The organism is Pseudomonas alkylphenolica, assembly GCF_000746525.1.
GTDB classification, from domain to species: domain Bacteria; phylum Pseudomonadota; class Gammaproteobacteria; order Pseudomonadales; family Pseudomonadaceae; genus Aquipseudomonas; species Aquipseudomonas alkylphenolica.
Genome location: NZ_CP009048.1, coordinates 3,377,164 through 3,395,649, shown reverse-complemented (window position 1 = coordinate 3,395,649; position 18,486 = coordinate 3,377,164). Strand labels below are relative to the sequence as shown.

Below are 18,486 nucleotides of genomic sequence, written 5' to 3'. Positions count from 1 at the left end.
CCTTGTGTTCAGTGGTAGTAGCCGGGGCCGCGCAGGTTGGCGTGGTCGTCCGGCAGCAGGGGCAGGTGCTGCTGGGCCAGCGGCAGGTTCTCCAGCCCCTGGCGCAGGATCGATTCGAGGCTCTTGTAGCTGCACGTGCCGAGGCTGATGGCGCGACGGCAGGCCAACTCCAGGCGCACTTCGCCGTGGGTTTTGCCCAGGCGCAGGATGCCCAGGCAGGCCCGGTAGCCCTGCTGCGGATGGATGCGCCGTTCGAGGATGTGCCGGATCACGCCGGCGGTGTTCGGCCCGGTCTGCTCGGCCCAGCGGATCAGCCGTTGTGGCGTCCACTCGGCATGCTCGCGATGGCTCTTGGGCATGTGCTCGGCCTGCGTGCTGTGCCGGCCCTTGTGCATTGAGCGCAGGTGGCTGGCCACTCGCTGGTTGGCGTGGAAACACTCGACGGTGCGCGCCGTCAGGCGCACCTCCAGCTGCTTCTTCACCAGTTGATACGGCACCGAGTAGTAATGCCCATCGACCTCGACGTGGTAGTCGATGTGCACCCGCGCTTTCTTCCACTCGGCGTAGACGTAGGGTTGCTCCGGCAGGGGGCGCAGCGCCGGACGATCCAGGCTGTCGAAGGCCGTCTGGCGCGAGCCCGGCAGCTTCTTGAACGGGCGTTGGTTGAGCCGCTCCAGCAACACGGAGATGGCGCTGTTGAGTTCGTCCAAGGAGAAGAACTGACGGTTGCGCAGGGCCGCGAGGATCCAACGCTCGACCACCTGCACGCCGACTTCGGCCTTGGCCTTGTCGCGCGGTTTGCGTGCCCGCGCCGGCACCACCGCCACTCCGTAGTGCTCGGCAAGGTCGCGGTAGCTGGGGTTGATGTCCGGCTCGTAACGATGGGCCTTGCTCACCGCGCTGCGCAGGTTGTCCGGCACCACGATCTCCGGCACGCCGCCGAGGAAGGCGAAGCAACGGGTATGCGAGCCTAGCCAGTCCGGCAGCTGCTGCGACCAGGTGGCTTCGGCGAAGGTGTAGCTGGACGCGCCGAGCACCGCGACGAACACCTGCGCCTGGCGGATCTCGCCGCTGTGGCGGTCGATAACCGGCACCGTCTGGCCGGCATAGTCGACGAACAGCTTCTCGCCGACGCGGTGCTCCTGACGCATCACCACGTCCAGCTTGCCCTGCCAGGCCCGGTAGTGCTCACAGAACCAGCTGTACTGAAAGCCCTGCGGCTGGCTCAGGCGGTACTCCTGCCAGAGCAGCGCCAGGGTCACCCCGGGGCGGCGCAGTTCGGCATGCACCCATGCCCAATCGGGTAAAGGCCGCTTCTCGCTGGCAACCGCCGGGGCCGGCGGGAACAGTTGCTGCTCCAACTCGGCATCGGACAACGAACAGGGCCAACTGAGACCACTGGCGGCAAAACGATTGAGGTAGTCGCCGACGGTGACACGACCGACCTGCACGCTGACCGCAATCTGGCGAGCTGATAGTCCGACCTCGAACTTGAGACGTAGTACTTCGCGAATCTTACGCATGGATAAACGCTCCACGACGACCTCTCTGCTTCGAAAAAGAGGTCGATGGTAGTGAAGAAATCCTGCGTAGCTGCCTGCCCGGTTGAGTGGCCGGATGGCCGTGGAATCAGTGGCCGGATGCGCGTGGAATGGGTGGCCGGATCAGCGTGGAATCGGTGGTCAGATGCTCATGGAATGGGTGGCCAGATGACCGTGGAATCCGCAGTCTAGCTCGGTCTACTGCAATACATGTCCGAAAAGGGTCTGCGCACCTCCAAGCTGCGCAAGGTCATTATCGGAGGGGGCGCTTGCCCTGAACGCGTCATCCGTGACTTCCATGCCTTGGGGATCGAGCCATTGCATGCTTGGGGGATGACGGAGATGTCGCCCATTGGTGGCGTGTGCACACTTACTCCTGAAGTGGCAGCCCTACCTTTTGAAGAGCAGATTCCTTGGCGACTGCGCCAGGGACGCACGCCTTGCGGGGTCGGCTTGAAGCTGCTTAGTGATGATGGGCATGTCGTATCCCATGACGGCGTCACTCCCGGCCGCTTGTTTGTGAAAGGGCCTGCCATTACTTCTTCTGATTTCAAAGATGAGCGCCAGCTTCTCAACGACGAGGGTTATCTGGAAACCGGAGATATCGCGACCATCGATAGTCAAGGTTTCATGCGCATAACTGACCGTGCCAAGGACGTTATCAAATCTGGGGGTGAGTGGATCAGTTCGTTGGATATTGAGATTCTTTCTCAAGTCCCTGCCGCAAACGTCAACAGGCCCTAGGAACATGGTTTGATAGCGGTTCTTTTTCGGACTGCCCTTTGCTGTTCAGTCAGTGATCCAACTTCAGCGCTACGGGCTTTATCCCACCTGGGTGATCCAGCTTAATGAGTGCTGGTCAAATCCATGCAATTGGCTGGTCAGTTCAGGTGCAATCAGGTGGTCAATAATATGCAATTACGCACCGGCCGAACAGCCTGCGAGAACCAACCATTCATATTGAGCCCGTGTGCTGCGCTGCAGAGTTTATCGTTGACAACACCGTGAGATAGGGGTTGTTCATAGGGACGTCATTGAACAGTCGACGAGGATCATTCAGCAGGTAACCATGCAGTCTGCGTGTTTTACGCGGGCCAATGACTTCACAGGTCCAGATGTTTAGGCCGTTCTCCTGCTTTCGGTGCAAGTCCAGCTTCTCGAAGCGCTTTTGCACCCACTGCCAGTCTGCCACCTTATCTTCTTTGGCGAAGACGGCTGACTGTGGGTGTTCCTGTGCGTAACGTTGAAACAGCCCAGGACTCACCAGATAGACGGTATTGGCCACGGTATGCACAAGTGCCTTCGCGTCATTGATAATCAGCTTTCGGTTCTCAATGTGCTGGCGCAGCCAGACCATGAAATGCTCGCCTGACGGCGGCGGTCGTGAGCCTCGTTCCTGTGAGGCAGGTGCCGATGACGTAGCAGGCACATCAGTTTTTTGTTGAGTTGGCTCTTGTTCAGAGGCGGCGTCCGGTGGTGGCGACAAAATTGGTGCGGTATTCGGTGTGGTGAACAATTCCAGTAGATCGTCTAGGCCATGCGCAGCAGTCGCGGTTGCGGCTGGTATCACTGGTGCGGATGAAGGCCTTCCGTTCACCGTCATCGCAGCGGCTTCACCACTGGGCGATGTGCTGCGGCCGGACGTTGCTGAAGCAGTTTCTTCCTGTACGACCTTCACTGTGCCGCTAAACGGCGGGGGCCGCTCCCCGGTTTCCCAGAACAAGGCTGGAGCCAATCGCAGCAAGGTGAACGTATGCGACCATCCACCCTCGCTCGTGATGACTGCCTTCCAGATGGCCTTGTCATCGGCTGTTGGCTGAAGCATGCCGTGATCTTGCAGAACGTTGAATACTGCGGTGTTACTCGACGGGATCCCTTCGATGCCTTGCGAAAGCAGGTGCGCGCGCAGCTTGTCTGAGACGGTCTTGCTGACGAGCCATAAAGCGTCCTGTGTCAGCCAGCCGTCCGAGGCCTGTGGCTGGTTCAACCTCAGCTCTTCCTTGAGCAGGAACCGCAGGCCTTCCAGCAGTTTGCGTTGCAGTGCATGTTTCGGCGCAGCCATCGCCCTGGTCGGATCGCCCCCCAGCTCCTGAGCGACAGACGCACGGTCGGCCTGGGTGACGAGCTCACCGAGCACACCGGCATGTTCGTACTGGCCTGCCAGCACATACAGTAACGACGACCACAGAGCGGGATAGTCGCTGAGCCAGTCCAGGATGTGACCATCAAGCAGGCGGTTGTAGAGTAGCCCGGTTGCGGCACTGTGCAGCCGGTACTCACGTTCCTTGCGATAGCGGAAGCGGTACGGATGCAACAACGGTCCGTGCCAGGGGTGCCAGGTGTTGCCGTCGGCATATTCCACATGAAGGTCGACTGCGATCTTGCCAATATCGTGCAGGAGCGCTGCGTAGGCAATGGCGGCTGTCCAGGCTTCGGCTTGTGCCACTTGGTCCTCGGGCGTCGTCCCGGCAGGAAGTAAATGTGACTGCCGCAGCTTCAGTGCATAAGCGACGATTTCCAGCCCGTGGTCGAGCATGCCGCCTGTATAGGCATGGTGATGGCTTTCCGACGCGGGGAATTGCTGGACCAGCTCGGCGTAGCGTTCCAGTGGTGCGAGATACAGGGACCTGAACTGCTTGCGTGAGAGCGAAGTACGTTGCCAGATGTGTTCCAGCAGCTTCTGCCGGCGGGGCGTCGCCAGCAAGGATGCGGCCGACTCCGGCCGCGTCAGCCCCTTACCTTTTACAGCCGCTTCCGTGGGCGCCATCGGTGCCGACGACGAGCGTTTTCGTTGGAACAGCGCGAACATGATGCCACCTGAAGTTGCGGTGGACGGGAGAGCCTTTTCCTTTTCCGGGTAGAGCCTTTCCCCTTGCCCCCATTCCATTGACCCTTCCCAGCCCTTTGATCTTTATCGAAGCCTTTATATGTAGCTCGGTTCGGGGAGTCGCTCTACAAGCTATCCGACACGGGGTCAGTCCTTTTTTTGAGGTCAGCGCGATCCGCCTACCGGCGTCTGAAGATCTCGCCAATCTGTCTTGACGATGAAAGGAATATTCCTTACCATCGGAGAAACTGTCATCCAAGGAGCACGCCACGCCATGCCAGCCATTCATGAACTAGCCACGCTCACATCGAAGGGCCAGATCACGCTGCCCAAGCCGATCCGGCAGGCGTTGGGCGTCGATACGGGCGGCAAGGTAGCGTTCGACTTGGGCGAGGATGGGCAGATTGTCGTCACCCGCGCGAATGCCGAGCACGAAGATCCGGCCATCGGCGCGTTTCTGAGTCTGCTGGCCCGCGATATCGAGGCTGGCCGGCATGTTCGCGGGTTGCCGGACGAACTGGCTCACGCCATGCTGATGCAGGCTGGGCATGACGTGAATCTGGCCGACGAGATTGACGGCGAAGTGGCGCTCTGATGCAGCGGCATGGATGGACGCTACTCTTCCACGACTGTGTGATCGAGCAGATGCAGAAACTGTATGCCGCCGCGCAGCGCGCGGAGCAGAATGACCCAATAGGATTTGCATCCAATGCCAACGTCAAGCTGTTCCGAGCCCTGAGCCAACTGATGCTTGAAGTCGTTCCCGGTGAGCCGGCGCGCGATGAGTACCGTCAAGGCAACACACTGGGGCCGGAATACCGCCACTGGCGACGGGCCAAGATCGGGAGACGATTTCGGCTGTTCTTCCGTTACGACTCGAGGGCCAAAGTGATTGTCTATGCTTGGGTCAACGATGAGCAAACGTTGCGTTCCTCGGGAAGCAAGTCCGATCCGTATGCGGTGTTTGAGAAGATGCTGGGTCGTGGAAATCCGCCAGACGACTGGAACGCGTTGGTGACAGCCAGCCGGCAGAATTGGAGCAAACTGGAGTAATTGTTCAACGCGCTTAGCAGGTGATGACTATGAGCACAAGAACTCGCATCAGCAATGCAGAACGCTTTGGCCGCTGGCTCGGCCGCAGATGGCGTGCTTATGTGTGCAGAGAGCGGCGGGTATCGGGATGGCTGATTGGGCAAGGCGTGCCTACGCCAGCGGCGGCTGTGTTGATCTGGGGCGTCAAGCTCGCGGTACTGGCTGTGCTGCTCTATACCGCGTTCTGGCTGGCCCTGCTGCTGATATTCGGCGTGGTCATCTCCCGGGTGGCAAATAACGCAGAAGTAGATGAAACGTCTGAGCCTGGGTGGAAAAACGGACCAGCCGGCTTCGGACTTTACACGTATGATGGCTATCGCATCGATCCGCACGTTCATGATGACAATTGACTACCCGCTCATTTCTTTGAAACGGCCTTCATCAATGCATCGGGTCCCTTTCCACCGGCGGCTTTTGCATCTCCTGTAGCGCCAACAAGCCCCTGAAGAATGTTCCCTGCTTGGATACCCGCCCAAGATAGCGTCATCACCCAGAAGGTTGGCAGCACAATGAACATCGTCCCCATGACGAAGTTCAGCAACAGATCGCCAAAGGCGTTGTTCAACCCCATCACTGGATCGAAATTAGTGACGGGTCGGTTCCAACCCCATCCCGAGCCGTAGAGCGCGTCGAGGATGGTGCTGTCGATCCAGCGAGCGAGCTGGAACCAGAAGTCGACGAAGAACAGCGCGAACTGGACCACGCTGATGGTGACCACGGTCTTCAGCTCGTAGGTGCCCATCAACAGCACCAGCGGGATGCAGATCACCAAGGCCATTTTCAGCAGCGACAACACCATTGGCAGGGCCTGGCGCACCACGTCCATCGCCGGAAATGCAGGAATGGCTCCCACCGCAAGTCCCACGTCGCCCGCCGTGCGGGTAACGATGTTCGGCAAGGTCTTGTCGATCTGGCCACCATAATCGGTGTAAACCGTTCCCTGGTTGAGCTTCTGTTGGCGCGGGGAGGCGATTGCGCGGATGACCGAGTCGTCGACCTCGCTGCGGCTCAGAAAGCCTGCCCAGCCGGCCAGGCGTGTAAGCAAGCTGGGATCGACCTGGCCCAGCAGACGTGCCCGCAGACCATTGCCATTGTCGCTCCACCATTGCTGGCAGGTCGGGTAGCCGCCCCCGCCGGACACCTGCGCAAGGCCCGCGTCGCGGTCAGTGTCATAGGGCCAGGCATCGCGCGGCGTGCGTGAGTGGTAGGTGTCATAGTAGCCGCCAGTGTTGACGAAGTAGGTCGAGCCGATCCAGGTCACGTCATGCATCTGCGCGTCGTCGAGTGGGGGGCGGTTCATGAACAATTTCGCCCTGGCGGGTCCATAGCAGTCGTGGGTAAAGTCCGCCACGTCCTGCGCAAGGACAGGGTCGTCAATGCGCGTGGCGTTGATCTCCATCCTCATTTGCCGCAGATCTGTTCCGCACGGGATCGCTGCCACCGAGGCCCCCGTCACCGCACGCGAGAGTGCATGCATGAAGGCCCACCACACCGGCACCTTGGCGCTCTGGTTGTTGAGCGTGCTGAATGACTGCGACCAGCCGGTATCAGTAGGTTGCGGAACATTAACCTGGCACTGTGTCGATCGCGCCTGGTCGTACTTGATCGTGCCGAGGTCAATATCGATAAACGGGATGCCGGCGAACATCAGCACGACGATGGCCACCCAGATGCGGTTCTCGATGCGCATCGAGGACAATACGCCTTTGTTGCCTTCGTCGGCCCCTTCAGTACGTGCTTTGAGCCATTCCTGGATAATAATGGCTATAAAGGGAATGGCGAACACGCCGCTGGAGACCAGCACCGACCAGATGCCGTTGTGGACGATCCAGGCAACCAGCGTCAGGTAATACTCCAAGTAGTCGGTAGTGAAAAGCGTCATGCTCCAGGTCTCCCGCTAGACCGCCTGCATCAGCAGGCTGGCCTCCAGTGCGATGATCGCGATGACGCCGGCGATCTCGGTACGTAGCAGCCGGCGCTGTGTCGAGGCATCCGACTCGCGAGCCAGCAACCGACGGCGCATCCACACCCAGCCATAGACAGTTGCCCCGTAGAGGCAGAGCCGCCACAGCAGGAAGTAGCCAGCCGCGTTCGCCAGCCAGCGTTCCCAGCCGGCAATGCTGCCGACCAGATAGAGCCCAGAGATGTTGGCCGCCACTGCCAGCGCAACGAGCAGCAGCGTCCATAGCAATGCCCTGGCGACGTGGCTGTTGAGGAGCCAGCGCGGTCGTAGCCATGCTGCGTTCATGGCGTGCCTCCTGGATGGGAGCGCTGTAACTGGTCGAGGCGATCCGGCACCGGGTCGCCCTCGTAGATACCACGCGAGCCTGACGCGCGCGTGCCATGGCGCTGAATGATCGTCATCGGCGAGTTGTTTACCAGCTCGCGCCTGATCTCCAATTCGGTTTTGAGGTTAAGGATCTCGCGGTCGAGTGTGTCGCTTTCGTGATTGACCGCTTCGACGGCCAACTGGTTGGCTGCGACGTTGGGTTCTTTCTTGCCGGTCAATAGTGTGCGCTGAAGCAGCAGAGCCTTTTCCAGTACCGACGCCAGCGCTACCTCGGACGCTAGGCGGTGGGCGAGGACATCTTGGTCGGGCTCGTCACGTAGGGCTTCGATAACGCCGCGGGTAACCGGCAAGGATGTACTGCCGGCTGCACGCAAGTTCTCAGCGGTGGTATGGCGGGCGCCGCTGATCAATTCCTGCAGCGTTTCCAGCTTGGTCTCGTACTCTTCCTGAATCAGCGGCGTCAACCCGACGCCTGGCACGGTTTGGGTCTTGGTACAGGTCTCGCAGGTGCGCTGCTCTTGTTCGCCGAGCACGCGTGTGGCCCAGTCGGTGGCCGCTTGCGGCGACGACCAGGTCTGGCAGGCCAGGCTATTGCAGCTCGCCGGGTCGATGGATGTTGGGTCGGTTGCACTGCGGCCATTGACCAGGTTGTAGCCGGCACGCGTTACGTCGTTGATCACTTTGATCGACGGCTGGCCGGCTCCGCCAGCATTGCCGCCGCCCACCCAAGGCACGCCATCCTTGCCCCGGCTGGTCTCCGCCTGTTCGATGGCCAACACCGCGTCAGTGCTCGCCACCGCCTGGCGCAACGCCATGCCCTCGGCGAGTTGATTCCAGCCCATCTGGCCGCCTGCTGTGTCGGCCATCTTCTCGGCCATCGCGCGGCAGGTCAGTTTGGAACGATCGAAATCGAGCCTGGCCTGAAGAATACCGTTGGTCAACAGGTTGTAGAGGCCGGGGTCTGCCCGCTGAATGATCAGCGCCGGCAACGATGCGACCGCGCTCGTCGCGTTCTGGATCACGCTGCTCATGATGTTCTGAAAACCATTGGTGAGGCCGTTGAGCTGGTTCTGGATTGTGGTGCTGATGTTCATGTCACCGCACATCAGGTTGCTGTTCCAGCCCGCGCCCACACCGAGAGAATGCATGCCGGCCGCGCGGCTCATGGACACCGCGCTGCCGCCACCAATCGAATACATGAGGTCGTCGCCAATCACGCTGCCGTTGTTCTGGAAACCGTCGGGTTGGGCCGATACCAGGTTGCTGACCAGCACCAGCGCGCTGGCCAGAAGGGTTACCTGCCACCGCAACGGCAATGGGTGGAAGAGGGTGACAGGACGCTTCATTGTTTTCCTCTCAGTTGAAGTCTGTACTGCCGAGGAACGTCTGCCCGCGGCGTTCGCAACAGCTGTATGGGCGCCAAAGCGCCCAGGCATAATCACCTTGCTGGGCCTGGGCCAGCGGTTCGCTGTGGGGGAACACCACGCAGCGGTTGGAAAGTCGCGGCGTCAGCTCCTGCCACTTGCCGGTCGAGGCATTGCTTTCCTCCAGCGCTCCGGCCGGCCAGTAACCGGGCTGCGAGTTCGCGAGCAATGGCTGATAGACATGCAATTGCCCCCGCCGGGTGACGATGTCCCCGGCGCGTTGGGCGACCACGGCGCCGGCCTTGTAATCGTCGACCTGATGCAGAAATCCGCCGCGCGGATAGACGGCGCCCCACAGGTTGAACGTGCTGCGTGTGCCGATCTCGCGCTCGCCGGGCGTCAGTGCTTCGGGGTACACCATTTCGGGGATGTTGTAGCGCCACGCGATAGTGTCGAGCGTGCTCAGCAGGTATGGCATAAACGCGGTGCCGGCACCTTTGCAGGCGTAACCTGTGGTGCTGGCGAATTGGCCGAACACATGGCCGCCGGGATGGCCGATCACGTCGGCGTTCTTGAACTTCGCCATGTTGCTTTCATTGTCATGGTTCGTCGTGCCGTCGCCGCCTGCCTGGGCCGTCACGTTGGGGGCGCTCATGGCCCGCACTTCGATCCACGGGTTCTCACCGGTGTTGGAGTAATTCGAAACCACGGCATCCGGAATGTAGTGGCGCACCTTGGTGGACGTCCGCACCGAGCAGCCGAACGGCGTACAGAACAGCCAATAGCAGATCCCTACCACTCGGTATTCCAGGCACGATGGGGACAAAGTGGAAGACACGATGGTCGCGGTGTTGAGCGCGAACGATGACGATGCGGTCGCCAATAAAATGGTGGCGATGCCGGTACGCCGAAGGCGGGCACACTTCATGGTTGAGTCCTCCGGTAGGCCTCGATGCGTGCGATCGCCTTGGCGACGCCCGGCTCGCCATAAACTACGTAGCGTTGATCCACGACGATGGCGGGGAGAGAGGTAATGCCCAGGCTCCAGGCATCGGTCACGTCCTGGTAGGTCCTGGCCAGACGCTGCTCCAGCGCGGGGCCGCCGTGCTTGAGGCGCTGCTGTACCAACAGTGACGCTTGCTGGACATCACTTGGAAGATCGGTCGACAGTTCGGCTTCAATACGCGCGGGTGCATCCAGCTCGATCAGTCGGTCAGGTGTACCTTGCACGGGATGTTGGCGGTCGGTGATGACCCAGATATCCATTGCACTAGCCGCAGAGGCACACAGCGCAATGGCCAAGGCCAGGCACCTGATCGGGCCGGGCGAAAGAGAACACAACATGGCGCAGCATCCGGTGGTTCATGACCTCGGTAGTGCAACGCATCGCGCTTAACGCGACAACAAACAATCGGAAATGGGAGGTGCCCGGTTTCCATGCGCCTATGAATCGGGGTATTTCGTGGACAGCAGATACCCCATCGAAAGCATCGCTTCCGATGGGGGGTTGGAGCGTCAGCAAGCTGGCGCGAAGAGGATCAGATCAATCCGTGTTCGGCGAACGAATAAGGATCGCCTTTCCCGATGATGAAGTGATCCAGCAGACGGATATCGACCTGTCCCAATATCTCCTTCAATCGCTGGGTCAACGTTTCGTCCGCCGTACTGGGTTCTGTACAGCCGGAAGGGTGATTGTGGCAGTTATGTGCCCCGTTTTCTTATGTGCCCGAAGGTAGCCACACCGGCGTAGATCAAGGATTTCGGCCCAGCATCAGGGCACATAACCGCAGTCCAAGCGCAGCATGACATCTCCTTCGCTTTTCTAGAGAGATCACCCAGCCCTTCCGGGCTGCGCTATCGCGCAGCAAACAGAATGCGCATGACGTCAGATCTCCACTGACATCGAGATCTAGAAAAGCATTCGCCGACTGATCCGGGTAGGTCAGCCGCCGAATGCTTTGCTATGGTTCCCAATGCGCGGGAAAGAGGCCGTAGACCGCACTGGTGTGCAGCTTTGCTCCCGAATGAGAGAGTGGCCCAAATGGCATCGGCGTTAATCCCTGTCGGCACAGCTTGCTGTGACCACGTATAGAAGAGTGAACACTTCGCCGCCATTGACCCGCGCACCTGTTTTTTCGTCAGGAAAAATAGTGGGTTATCTATTGTTTGATAGAAGGTGGTTGTCATGTTGGAACATCACTTTCGGTCGTTCAAGGCGATTGACCGCATCAAGGCCCTGTGGCTGGGCCCGCAGATCGAGCGTTACGTCCAGTCGCTCGACGAGCAGCACACGTCCAATGCCACGGTTCGGCAGCATGTCCGGGCGCTCGCGCACTTCAACAATTTCGCCATCGCAAGAGGCGCTACGCAGTTGCAGGAACTTCCTGATCATGTCGATCCTTTCGTCGAGCGATGGAAGGCCGAACATGGCGGCTGGTGCAAGAACGCCCAAGACAGGGCGGCAGTTGTCGCGCATAGCCGTATTCCTGTGGAGCGGATGTTGTGCGTGGCCTTGTCCGGTTACACGCGACCGAGCAATAAGCCCGCCATGCCGTTTTCCGTCTCCGCCCCAGGCTTCTTCACCTTTCTGGTGGAGGAGAGGGGGTTGCTCCGTACCACGCTGCACAACTACATCTACACGCTGCGTCCATTCGAGTCGTACCTAGCGCAAGCCGGTATCGCCTTGGCCGGGCTGACGCCTGCTTGCATCACCGATTTCCTCAGCGAGCGCGCAAAAAACCTACACAAATCCGGCATGCTCAACAGCGCAGGGGCCTTGCGCGTCTTTCTCCGCTATCTGCACCGAGAGGGCATCGTGGTCACGGATCTCGTGCGCAGTGTGCCGCGCGGGCGCAGCTACAGGTAGGCCTCCATTCCTCGCGCCATTCGCTGGGAGGATGTCAAGCGACTGCTTGCCAGCATCGATCGGCGCTCGGATCTGGGCAAGCGCGACTATGCCATTCTGGTGCTGCTGGCCAGCTATGGGCTGCGTGCCAGGGAGATCGCGGCCCTCTGCCTGGACGACCTCGACTGGAAGCACGCCCAGGTCAGTATTCCCATGCGCAAAGGCGGGAACTCGACTCGCTATCCACTCTCGGCGACAGCCGGCGAAGCGGTCATTGAGTATCTGCAGGTTCGACGCACCGACGTGGTACATCGCCAAGCTTTTCTCACGGTCAAGTCGCCCTACACGCCCATGCAGCACGCCACGGTTTCATCGATGGTCGGCATTCGGCTGCGAGCCGCCGGCATCCAGGTATCCCGAGCGGGATCGCACACCCTGCGCCACGCCTGTGTACAGCATCTCGTCGAAGCCAATGTCCCCTTCAAGGTCATCGGCGACTATGTTGGCCACCACAACCCGGCTTCCACATTGGTCTACGGCAAGGTGGCGCTGCACAAGCTGCGCGAACTGGTCATCGCAACCGCGGAGGACGTGTTATGACTGCTCACTGGAATGGCTTTCACAGCCCCCTCGCATCTCACATCGAACAGTACTTGCGCGCCAAGCGGGCCATGGGATGCAAGTTCGCCAACGAAGACCGCCAACTGCGTCTGCTCGACCGGTTCCTGGATGAACAAGGCATCGACAGCATTGAGGCGATCGATGCCGGATGCCTGCAGGCCTTCCTAGTCTCCCGCCATCGCACCAACCCACGCAGCTACAACAACTTGCTGAGCCATGTGCGACGACTGTTCGACTGGATCGTCAGCCAGCAGCTGCTCGCGGCGTCCCCTGTACAAGCCAAAGCGCAGCCGCAGACGGCCCGGCGGTTGCCTTTCCTGTTCCCGCCCGAGGCCATCCGGCAACTGCTGGCCCATGCCAAGGCATTGCAGGACAACTCGCGCGCGCCGCTGCGGGGCGCCACCTACGAGATGATCTTCGCCTTGCTGGCCGGTCTCGGCCTTCGGGTTAGCGAGGTAGCCCGCCTGCAATGGGGCGATGTGGACCCGGAGCGCGAAGTCCTGGAGATCCGAAACACCAAGTTTGGCAAGGACAGGCTGGTGCCATTCGGCCCCAAGCTGGCCGCCAGGCTGCGCGGCTATTTGGTCCTACGCGAGGCCCGAGGTTATGCCTGCGCGGGTGCCTGCTTCCTGTTCTCCTGGAATGGACGAGATCCCATCAGCACGAACAGCATCCGCAATACGTTCCGCGATGACCTCCTGCCGCAATTGGCTCTGGATGTCCCGGCCGGCGTCTTCGGACCGCATGTCCACGGACTGCGTCATTCGTTTGCAGTCCGAACGCTGCTGAGGTGGTATCGCCAGGGAATTGCGCCTGCCGATCGCCTGCATCACCTGCGACCTTCCTCGGGCACCTCAACCCAGCCAGCACGGCCGTGTACCTGACCATCACCAGTGACCTGCTCAGTGCTGCCAACCAGCGCTTCGAGGCCTTTGCACCCTTGCTTGGCGAAGAGGTGGCACCATGAAACTCCAGAGTTTTTCATCGGTCATCCATGGCTACATCCTAGACTACCTTCCCCGGCACAAGGGCTTGCAGCCCAGCACTATCCGCAGTTACCGCGACAGCCTGCGCCTGTTTCTGGTCTTCGTCGCCGGAGTGCATCACCGGGGCGTAAGCGAACTGGAGCTGGAACATCTGGACTACCACGCGGTGCTAGCTTTCCTGCGCAACATGGAGGTCGAACGTGGCAACGCCATCAGCACGCGCAACCAGCGCCTGGCGGCGCTGCACGCGCTCTACGAGTACATCGGCCGCACAGTCCCCGAGATGCTACCGTCCTGCGCAAAGGTCGCGGCCATTCCGATGAAGCGCTGCCCTCTGCCGGAGATGAAGTTCCTGGCACGCGATGAAGTCGAAGCCTTGTTCGCCAGCATTCCCGCTCAGGACAGGCTTTCGATACGCGATCGCGCGCTCTTGATGCTGCTGTACAACACGGGGGCACGGGTCTCCGAAGTAGCCCAGTTGACGGTCGGCCAGCTCGATTTGCAGTCGCCCGCCCAGGTTCGATTGCTGGGCAAAGGCTTGAAGTGGCGGACCTGCCCCTTGTGGAGCCAGACAGCGAAGGCCTTGCAAGCCTTGCTGGACGAACGCGCCGCCTCCTTGGGGCCCGCCGAGCCGGTGTTCGTCGGGATCGGCGGAGCGCCGATGACCCGCTTCGGTATCTACAAGCGCATCCGTCACCTTGCGCAGGCCTGGGAGGCCTCGGCCAAGCCCTTTTCGCAGGTCCGGGTCACGCCGCATGTGTTTCGGCATACCACCGCGGTTCATCTGCTCGAAGCTGGCGTCGAGGTGAATGTCATTCGGGGCTGGCTGGGGCACGTCAGGCTGGAGACGACCAACCGGTATGCCGAGATCACCATCCGCATGAAGACCGATGCTCTGGAGCTGTGCGAGCCCGTCGCTGCAAGCCGGGGACGCTCGCGCAAACCCGCGTGGCAGGACGATGCCGCAATGCTGGCCTGGCTGTCGTCCTTGTAGTCACGACCCGCGGCTGGGCTGGACGACCTGCTTTCGCTTCGCGTGATCGTCCAGCCTCACAACAACCATCCATCTGCCGATCGGGCGGGGATTCGCCATCTTGGCGGCTCGCCCGTTATGTCTCCTGCGACTGGGCCGAAATCCTTGATCTACGCCGGTGTCGCCGCCTTCGGACACATAAGAAAACGGGGCACATAAGGTCCATTTTGTGGCGCGCCACAAAATGACAAAGCACCAGAGCGGCGGCGTTATGGTCCAGGCAGCGCTTGAGCACCACCCGTGGATAGACGCTGGCGCTGTCGATAGTGCCTTGGAACAACGGACGGGTATTTTCTAATAAACTACATCGAGAACCTACCCGGAGCCGTCATCATGTCCAAGGCATACGCCTACGTCCGTTGGTCAACCGCCGAACAAGGCGAAGAAGGCCGAGACAGCCACAGCCGTCAGATCACACCGCTGCAAGCATTCACAGAGACCACAGGCGTCCCGGTAGTCGAAACAGTCATAGACAAGGGTGTAAGTGCGTTCCGAGGTGCCAACGCTCGCACAGGCCAGCTTAAAGGCCTGCTGGACAGAGTAGCCAACGGAGAGATTGGGCAAGGCGATTACATCATTGTTGAATCCATCGACCGACTAACCCGGCAGAAACTCACCGATTCCGTTGATCTTATACAGTCGATCCTAAAAAAGGCGTCAGGCTCCACACAGTCTTCGATGACAAGACCTATTCCTATGACGATCCTAGCCGCGATCTCGAAACGCTGATCCTTGTGGGTGTCATCGCCAAACGAGCACACGAAGAGAGCGACACGAAGAGCAAACGCCTCAAATCCTCATGGCTTAAAAAACGAGACGCCGCCGAAACGACCATCATCCGTAAACAATGCCCCTACGGCTTTCGTTACGACGAAAAAACCCAAGCCTTCGCAATCGTAGAAGACGAAGCCCAAGAAATTCGCAGAATTTTTGACCAGCTCAAACACATGGGAATATTGGAAAGCATCAAGCGGGTCAACCAGTATTCAAAACGACGATGGACTAGAAAGCACATTGACGAACTTATCAAAAGTAAAAGCCCCATCGGCGTTTTGTGCCTCAGAAGGCGTAACGAAGATGGAACAAAGACATTTGACCGTTATGTTCCCGGCTACTTTCCAAAACTAATAGAAGAAAGCGAGTTCGATGCAGCCGTTACGGCCATTAGAAACCGCTTTAATGAGAGAAAAAACGGCAGAAGGTCACCAAACAACTACAACATTTTCAGGCACTGCATACAGTGCGAAGAACACAAGGTTGGGATGTTGTTCAACCTTCAAGGACTAGGAGCAGAAAAAAAACGTTACGCCTACCTTGTTTGCTCCAACAGAGCCGAGCGTGTATGTGAATGCGATAACCGAATCCGCTTTGAACTTGTATTCGGAGCATTCCTTGCTTTTATCAAAAAAATATCAGAAAACCGTTACATTGACGAACGAACACACGAGAAACGAAAGGTATTCACTTGGTTTAACCAAGAGCAATACAAACAAATGGACACAGTAAACGACGCATTCAGTCGCTTCTTTTCTGTTCGTGACACTTCCGCACCAAAAGAAGAAATAAGAGCAAAAAAAGCAAAATTAAACACCGAAAAACACACATTGGAAATGTTAGACGCTTCCCTTGCTCAGTTCGATGGCGTAATTCCTAAAACCTTTATCAAACGCATAGCAGATAGTGAAGCTAAAATTACGGACCTCGAACGCGAAATCCAAAGTATCGAGGGTCAGTTAAATATCGAATCGGAAAATCTAGAAATAACCACCTATCAAGATATCCTTTCTCTCTACGAGACAGAAGAAGGGCGATTAAAACTTAATACATTCTTCATCAACAGAGGTATTATTTTTGAAGTCAAATACTACAAAGAGCCAATAGCAGTCGGGTTAGATGTAAAAATAAAAAATGAAAAAGGCAACCTCTATACGCATGAGTTTTTTTATTCAACCAAAGACCCTTTAAATAAATTTGGCCTACCAGACTTGTCGCACGTCATCAAGTAGCTCTTGACCCCTCTAAAACTTTCGTTGTTGGAGGGGGGGTTACACATTAAAAGAAAAGCTCCAAAACCACCAGAACAGCTTTTGACTTTCTTAAAAACGCCACCCTTTTTCCACAAATCGCCTCGCATAATGCACGCCCCTGCACACGCCTCATGTCTACGCACGCACACGCCTGCGTCTTTAGTTATCAATATATAGATATCAAATATATTAGATAACAATAATAAAGATTACTACACCGCACGCACGCATACGCAAGCACAAACAGCCCACACATTTGATCAAAATTTAATCTATGGTAAATTATAAATAAGGGCAATGAGCAAAGCGATATGAAGCATTTATCAACCCTTTGGTTACAACTTCACACTTTTGCTTCGCAAAAGATGAGAAGTGGTAACGTCGGGCCAAAGGGTGCCCCTTTGGATACCCAAGAGCAAAGCAAAAGCATCTCGCTGAAATTTAGGAGTAAAAAAACAATAACTACTGAGGGTTAAATGAGCAATGAAATCAAAAACACAACCATGCTATATAAGAGACTTAACTTTTCAGTCTCCACCGTCAGGAAACTAAGGAAATCCTTAAAGCATTCCTTGCGTGTTCACAGCAAAGAAGAAAAGAAAATACAATGGGACGAAGACCTATCCCATAACAACATATTCATAATTAACGGAAATCGCGTCTCGATGAATGAGGCGTCCGCCTTGTCATTCATTAAAGACACGCTAACACCCTTTCATCTGGTCAATAGAAGCAAAGAGCAGAGAAAAGAAGACGTAGAAACTAAAGGCAAATATAAATACAAAATAAAGAAAATCATTAAAGATGAGGCAGGCCAACCCATAGCTGCCTACCTTGATGATCTGATCGAGCGTGGCGATTACATCGACGGCGAACAGGTCAAAGAAGATTTTGAAGCCTTCGAGGTCAGCAGGAAGGCCCAGAAGCTCAAAAGCGTCCAAAACTACATAGACCTACACAACACTATCACCCAAGCAGAAAAACCGCTGGATGGCCGTAAAACAGTTATCCAAGAGGCTTTCTTTAAATTCCCCATGCACAACCAAGTAGACCTACCGGCTAAGTTTTACGTTTCTGCAATTCAGGACTTCTACGCCAAATATTTTCCCGACTATAACGTCCTATTGACAGTTTACCACGGCGATGAATTAGAGGGAGGTAAAAAGAAGGTTGGCGACCACCCTCATATTTTTATCGACTGTAAAAACAAAAGAACCGGGGAATATGACCTGACAGAACAGCAAGCGGTGCTTGCCAATAAAGTCATTAAACATGTTGAATTTTTCAAGGATTACACGCCTGTAAACACCAAGCAACAGACCTATCAGGAGAGCCAAATAATAGGCGAAGCGTTACAGGAGCTATTTTACAAGCACATAAATAAAAAATTCAAAACTGAAAGTATTCCACTTGTAGCTAATAGAGTGGAAAAAACCCAAGAAAACCTTGAACTTAGAAAGAAAATCAGGCTTGAAAGTAAGAAAGCCAAAGAAGATAGGGTATTTAACCTTTATACAATGCGACAAGAGCAACTTGATGATAAACAAAATAAACTTGAGGAAGTCTCAATAGAAATCGAGAACAAGCAACAAACAAAAGGCACGATTGACCAAGAAATACGCCAAGGGAAACAAATCAGCCTTAATTTACAAATGAAGATTGAAAAGGCCGAAACACATTGGAGCAAAAGGCTCGCCCAGTTTGACAGCAAAATCAAAGAAAACACGACAACCCTTAGCACCCTAACGCAAAAACGAATAGATATTCAGCAAGACATTACACAGCTACAAAATAAAAAAGTTGAGTTAGGCAAAAACTTCAAAGAAGAAAAAGATAAATTACAAAAAATCTAAATAACTT

General features: G+C 57.0%; 18 protein-coding genes and 2 pseudogenes. 11 read left to right on the top strand and 9 right to left on the bottom strand.

What is annotated here, in order from left to right; all coding sequences use genetic code 11:
• Positions 1 to 8 precede the first annotated feature (8 nt).
• Positions 9 to 1,523 (bottom strand): IS21-like element IS1491 family transposase, encoded by a 1,515-nt coding sequence (gene istA / locus PSAKL28_RS15460; protein ID WP_019364253.1) that lies wholly within the window; start codon positions 1,521 to 1,523, stop codon positions 9 to 11.
• A gap of 228 nt (positions 1,524 to 1,751) precedes the next feature.
• Between istA and PSAKL28_RS15455 the strand changes: the two genes are divergently transcribed.
• On the top strand, positions 1,752 to 2,285 hold the full coding sequence (locus tag PSAKL28_RS15455; protein WP_038612114.1) for an AMP-binding protein: 534 nt from the start codon (positions 1,752 to 1,754) through the stop codon (positions 2,283 to 2,285).
• Positions 2,286 to 2,496: 211 nt separating this feature from the next.
• Here the strand turns inward: PSAKL28_RS15455 and mobH are convergent, their stop codons facing one another.
• Complete coding sequence (mobH, locus tag PSAKL28_RS15450; protein ID WP_038612111.1) at positions 2,497 to 4,350, bottom strand: MobH family relaxase; 1,854 nt, start codon at positions 4,348 to 4,350, stop codon at positions 2,497 to 2,499.
• Between the two features lie 292 nt (positions 4,351 to 4,642).
• Here mobH and PSAKL28_RS15445 point away from each other — a divergent pair, with 292 nt between their 5' ends.
• From PSAKL28_RS15445 to PSAKL28_RS15435, 3 genes are read left to right on the top strand one after another with little or no spacing between them, the layout of a single operon-like run.
• Complete coding sequence (locus PSAKL28_RS15445; protein ID WP_038612108.1) at positions 4,643 to 4,963, top strand: type II toxin-antitoxin system PrlF family antitoxin; 321 nt, start codon at positions 4,643 to 4,645, stop codon at positions 4,961 to 4,963.
• Entirely contained in the window at positions 4,963 to 5,421 is a 459-nt protein-coding gene (locus PSAKL28_RS15440; protein ID WP_038612105.1) for a type II toxin-antitoxin system YhaV family toxin, read from the top strand. Before PSAKL28_RS15445 ends, PSAKL28_RS15440 begins: the two co-directional genes overlap by 1 nt.
• 29 nt (positions 5,422 to 5,450) lie before the next feature.
• The gene (locus PSAKL28_RS15435) at positions 5,451 to 5,810 is read left to right on the top strand and encodes a DUF3742 family protein (RefSeq protein WP_038616728.1); all 360 of its coding nucleotides are present in this window, start codon (positions 5,451 to 5,453) and stop codon (positions 5,808 to 5,810) included.
• A gap of 8 nt (positions 5,811 to 5,818) precedes the next feature.
• Here the strand turns inward: PSAKL28_RS15435 and PSAKL28_RS15430 are convergent, their stop codons facing one another.
• The 6 genes and pseudogenes from PSAKL28_RS15430 to PSAKL28_RS27025 form a co-directional block, all read right to left on the bottom strand.
• Complete coding sequence (locus PSAKL28_RS15430; RefSeq protein ID WP_038612102.1) at positions 5,819 to 7,342, bottom strand: conjugal transfer protein TraG N-terminal domain-containing protein; 1,524 nt, start codon at positions 7,340 to 7,342, stop codon at positions 5,819 to 5,821.
• Positions 7,343 to 7,357: 15 nt separating this feature from the next.
• A complete protein-coding gene (locus tag PSAKL28_RS15425; RefSeq protein WP_038612099.1) occupies positions 7,358 to 7,708 on the bottom strand; it encodes a hypothetical protein in 351 nt (116 codons plus the stop codon).
• Positions 7,705 to 9,096 carry an integrating conjugative element protein gene (locus PSAKL28_RS15420; protein ID WP_038612097.1) on the bottom strand — a complete coding sequence of 464 codons (1,392 nt, stop codon included), beginning with the start codon at positions 9,094 to 9,096 and terminating at the stop codon, positions 7,705 to 7,707. The genes PSAKL28_RS15425 and PSAKL28_RS15420 overlap by 4 nt, the downstream gene beginning before the upstream one ends.
• A 10-nt stretch (positions 9,097 to 9,106) precedes the next feature.
• Positions 9,107 to 10,042, bottom strand: a complete 936-nt coding sequence (locus tag PSAKL28_RS15415; protein ID WP_038612094.1) for a TIGR03756 family integrating conjugative element protein — start codon at positions 10,040 to 10,042, stop codon at positions 9,107 to 9,109.
• Positions 10,039 to 10,458, bottom strand: a complete 420-nt coding sequence (locus PSAKL28_RS15410; RefSeq protein ID WP_038612091.1) for a TIGR03757 family integrating conjugative element protein — start codon at positions 10,456 to 10,458, stop codon at positions 10,039 to 10,041. Before PSAKL28_RS15410 ends, PSAKL28_RS15415 begins: the two co-directional genes overlap by 4 nt.
• Before the next feature lie 194 nt (positions 10,459 to 10,652).
• A pseudogene (locus tag PSAKL28_RS27025) lies at positions 10,653 to 10,811 on the bottom strand (JAB domain-containing protein); the annotation flags it as partial.
• A gap of 488 nt (positions 10,812 to 11,299) precedes the next feature.
• Here PSAKL28_RS27025 and PSAKL28_RS28225 point away from each other — a divergent pair.
• The 4 genes from PSAKL28_RS28225 (at position 11,300) to PSAKL28_RS15395 (ending at position 14,560) form a co-directional block, all read left to right on the top strand.
• Positions 11,300 to 11,980: a site-specific integrase gene (locus tag PSAKL28_RS28225; RefSeq protein WP_257011806.1), complete on the top strand. Its 681-nt coding sequence runs from the start codon at positions 11,300 to 11,302 to the stop codon at positions 11,978 to 11,980.
• A 6-nt stretch (positions 11,981 to 11,986) separates the two neighbouring features.
• Positions 11,987 to 12,559 carry a tyrosine-type recombinase/integrase gene (locus PSAKL28_RS28220; RefSeq protein WP_306452931.1) on the top strand — a complete coding sequence of 191 codons (573 nt, stop codon included), beginning with the start codon at positions 11,987 to 11,989 and terminating at the stop codon, positions 12,557 to 12,559.
• Positions 12,556 to 13,464: a tyrosine-type recombinase/integrase gene (locus PSAKL28_RS15400; protein ID WP_257011805.1), complete on the top strand. Its 909-nt coding sequence runs from the start codon at positions 12,556 to 12,558 to the stop codon at positions 13,462 to 13,464. Before PSAKL28_RS28220 ends, PSAKL28_RS15400 begins: the two co-directional genes overlap by 4 nt.
• Positions 13,465 to 13,543: 79 nt before the next feature.
• Positions 13,544 to 14,560, top strand: a complete 1,017-nt coding sequence (locus PSAKL28_RS15395) for a tyrosine-type recombinase/integrase (protein ID WP_038612088.1) — start codon at positions 13,544 to 13,546, stop codon at positions 14,558 to 14,560.
• Between the two features lie 223 nt (positions 14,561 to 14,783).
• On the opposite strand, the pseudogene PSAKL28_RS28215 reads toward PSAKL28_RS15395, so the two are convergent.
• A pseudogene (locus PSAKL28_RS28215) lies at positions 14,784 to 14,879 on the bottom strand (JAB domain-containing protein); the annotation flags it as partial.
• Positions 14,880 to 14,932: 53 nt separating this feature from the next.
• On the opposite strand from PSAKL28_RS28215, the gene PSAKL28_RS15390 reads away from it, so the two are divergent.
• The 3 genes from PSAKL28_RS15390 to PSAKL28_RS15380 all read left to right on the top strand — a co-directional run bounded on the left by PSAKL28_RS15390 (position 14,933) and on the right by PSAKL28_RS15380 (position 18,479).
• Positions 14,933 to 15,328: a recombinase family protein gene (locus PSAKL28_RS15390; protein WP_038612085.1), complete on the top strand. Its 396-nt coding sequence runs from the start codon at positions 14,933 to 14,935 to the stop codon at positions 15,326 to 15,328.
• Between the two features lie 5 nt (positions 15,329 to 15,333).
• Positions 15,334 to 16,605: a recombinase family protein gene (locus tag PSAKL28_RS15385; RefSeq protein ID WP_038612082.1), complete on the top strand. Its 1,272-nt coding sequence runs from the start codon at positions 15,334 to 15,336 to the stop codon at positions 16,603 to 16,605.
• 497 nt (positions 16,606 to 17,102) lie between these two features.
• Positions 17,103 to 18,479 carry a hypothetical protein gene (locus tag PSAKL28_RS15380; RefSeq protein ID WP_038612079.1) on the top strand — a complete coding sequence of 459 codons (1,377 nt, stop codon included), beginning with the start codon at positions 17,103 to 17,105 and terminating at the stop codon, positions 18,477 to 18,479.
• The last annotated feature ends 7 nt before the right edge of the window (positions 18,480 to 18,486 follow it).

Coding starts and splice junctions, on each gene's coding strand:
- PSAKL28_RS15390 (WP_038612085.1), top strand. CDS start 14,933: ATGTCCAAGGCATACGCCTACGTCCGTTGGTCAACCGCCGAACAAGGC.
- PSAKL28_RS15440 (WP_038612105.1), top strand. CDS start 4,963: ATGCAGCGGCATGGATGGACGCTACTCTTCCACGACTGTGTGATCGAG.
- PSAKL28_RS15410 (WP_038612091.1), bottom strand. CDS start 10,458: ATGTTGTGTTCTCTTTCGCCCGGCCCGATCAGGTGCCTGGCCTTGGCC.
- mobH (WP_038612111.1), bottom strand. CDS start 4,350: ATGTTCGCGCTGTTCCAACGAAAACGCTCGTCGTCGGCACCGATGGCG.
- PSAKL28_RS15445 (WP_038612108.1), top strand. CDS start 4,643: ATGCCAGCCATTCATGAACTAGCCACGCTCACATCGAAGGGCCAGATC.
- PSAKL28_RS15415 (WP_038612094.1), bottom strand. CDS start 10,042: ATGAAGTGTGCCCGCCTTCGGCGTACCGGCATCGCCACCATTTTATTG.
- PSAKL28_RS15455 (WP_038612114.1), top strand. CDS start 1,752: ATGTCCGAAAAGGGTCTGCGCACCTCCAAGCTGCGCAAGGTCATTATC.
- PSAKL28_RS28225 (WP_257011806.1), top strand. CDS start 11,300: ATGTTGGAACATCACTTTCGGTCGTTCAAGGCGATTGACCGCATCAAG.
- istA (WP_019364253.1), bottom strand. CDS start 1,523: ATGCGTAAGATTCGCGAAGTACTACGTCTCAAGTTCGAGGTCGGACTA.
- PSAKL28_RS15425 (WP_038612099.1), bottom strand. CDS start 7,708: ATGAACGCAGCATGGCTACGACCGCGCTGGCTCCTCAACAGCCACGTC.
- PSAKL28_RS15420 (WP_038612097.1), bottom strand. CDS start 9,096: ATGAAGCGTCCTGTCACCCTCTTCCACCCATTGCCGTTGCGGTGGCAG.
- PSAKL28_RS15430 (WP_038612102.1), bottom strand. CDS start 7,342: ATGACGCTTTTCACTACCGACTACTTGGAGTATTACCTGACGCTGGTT.
- PSAKL28_RS15395 (WP_038612088.1), top strand. CDS start 13,544: ATGAAACTCCAGAGTTTTTCATCGGTCATCCATGGCTACATCCTAGAC.
- PSAKL28_RS15435 (WP_038616728.1), top strand. CDS start 5,451: ATGAGCACAAGAACTCGCATCAGCAATGCAGAACGCTTTGGCCGCTGG.
- PSAKL28_RS15400 (WP_257011805.1), top strand. CDS start 12,556: ATGACTGCTCACTGGAATGGCTTTCACAGCCCCCTCGCATCTCACATC.
- PSAKL28_RS15380 (WP_038612079.1), top strand. CDS start 17,103: ATGAGCAATGAAATCAAAAACACAACCATGCTATATAAGAGACTTAAC.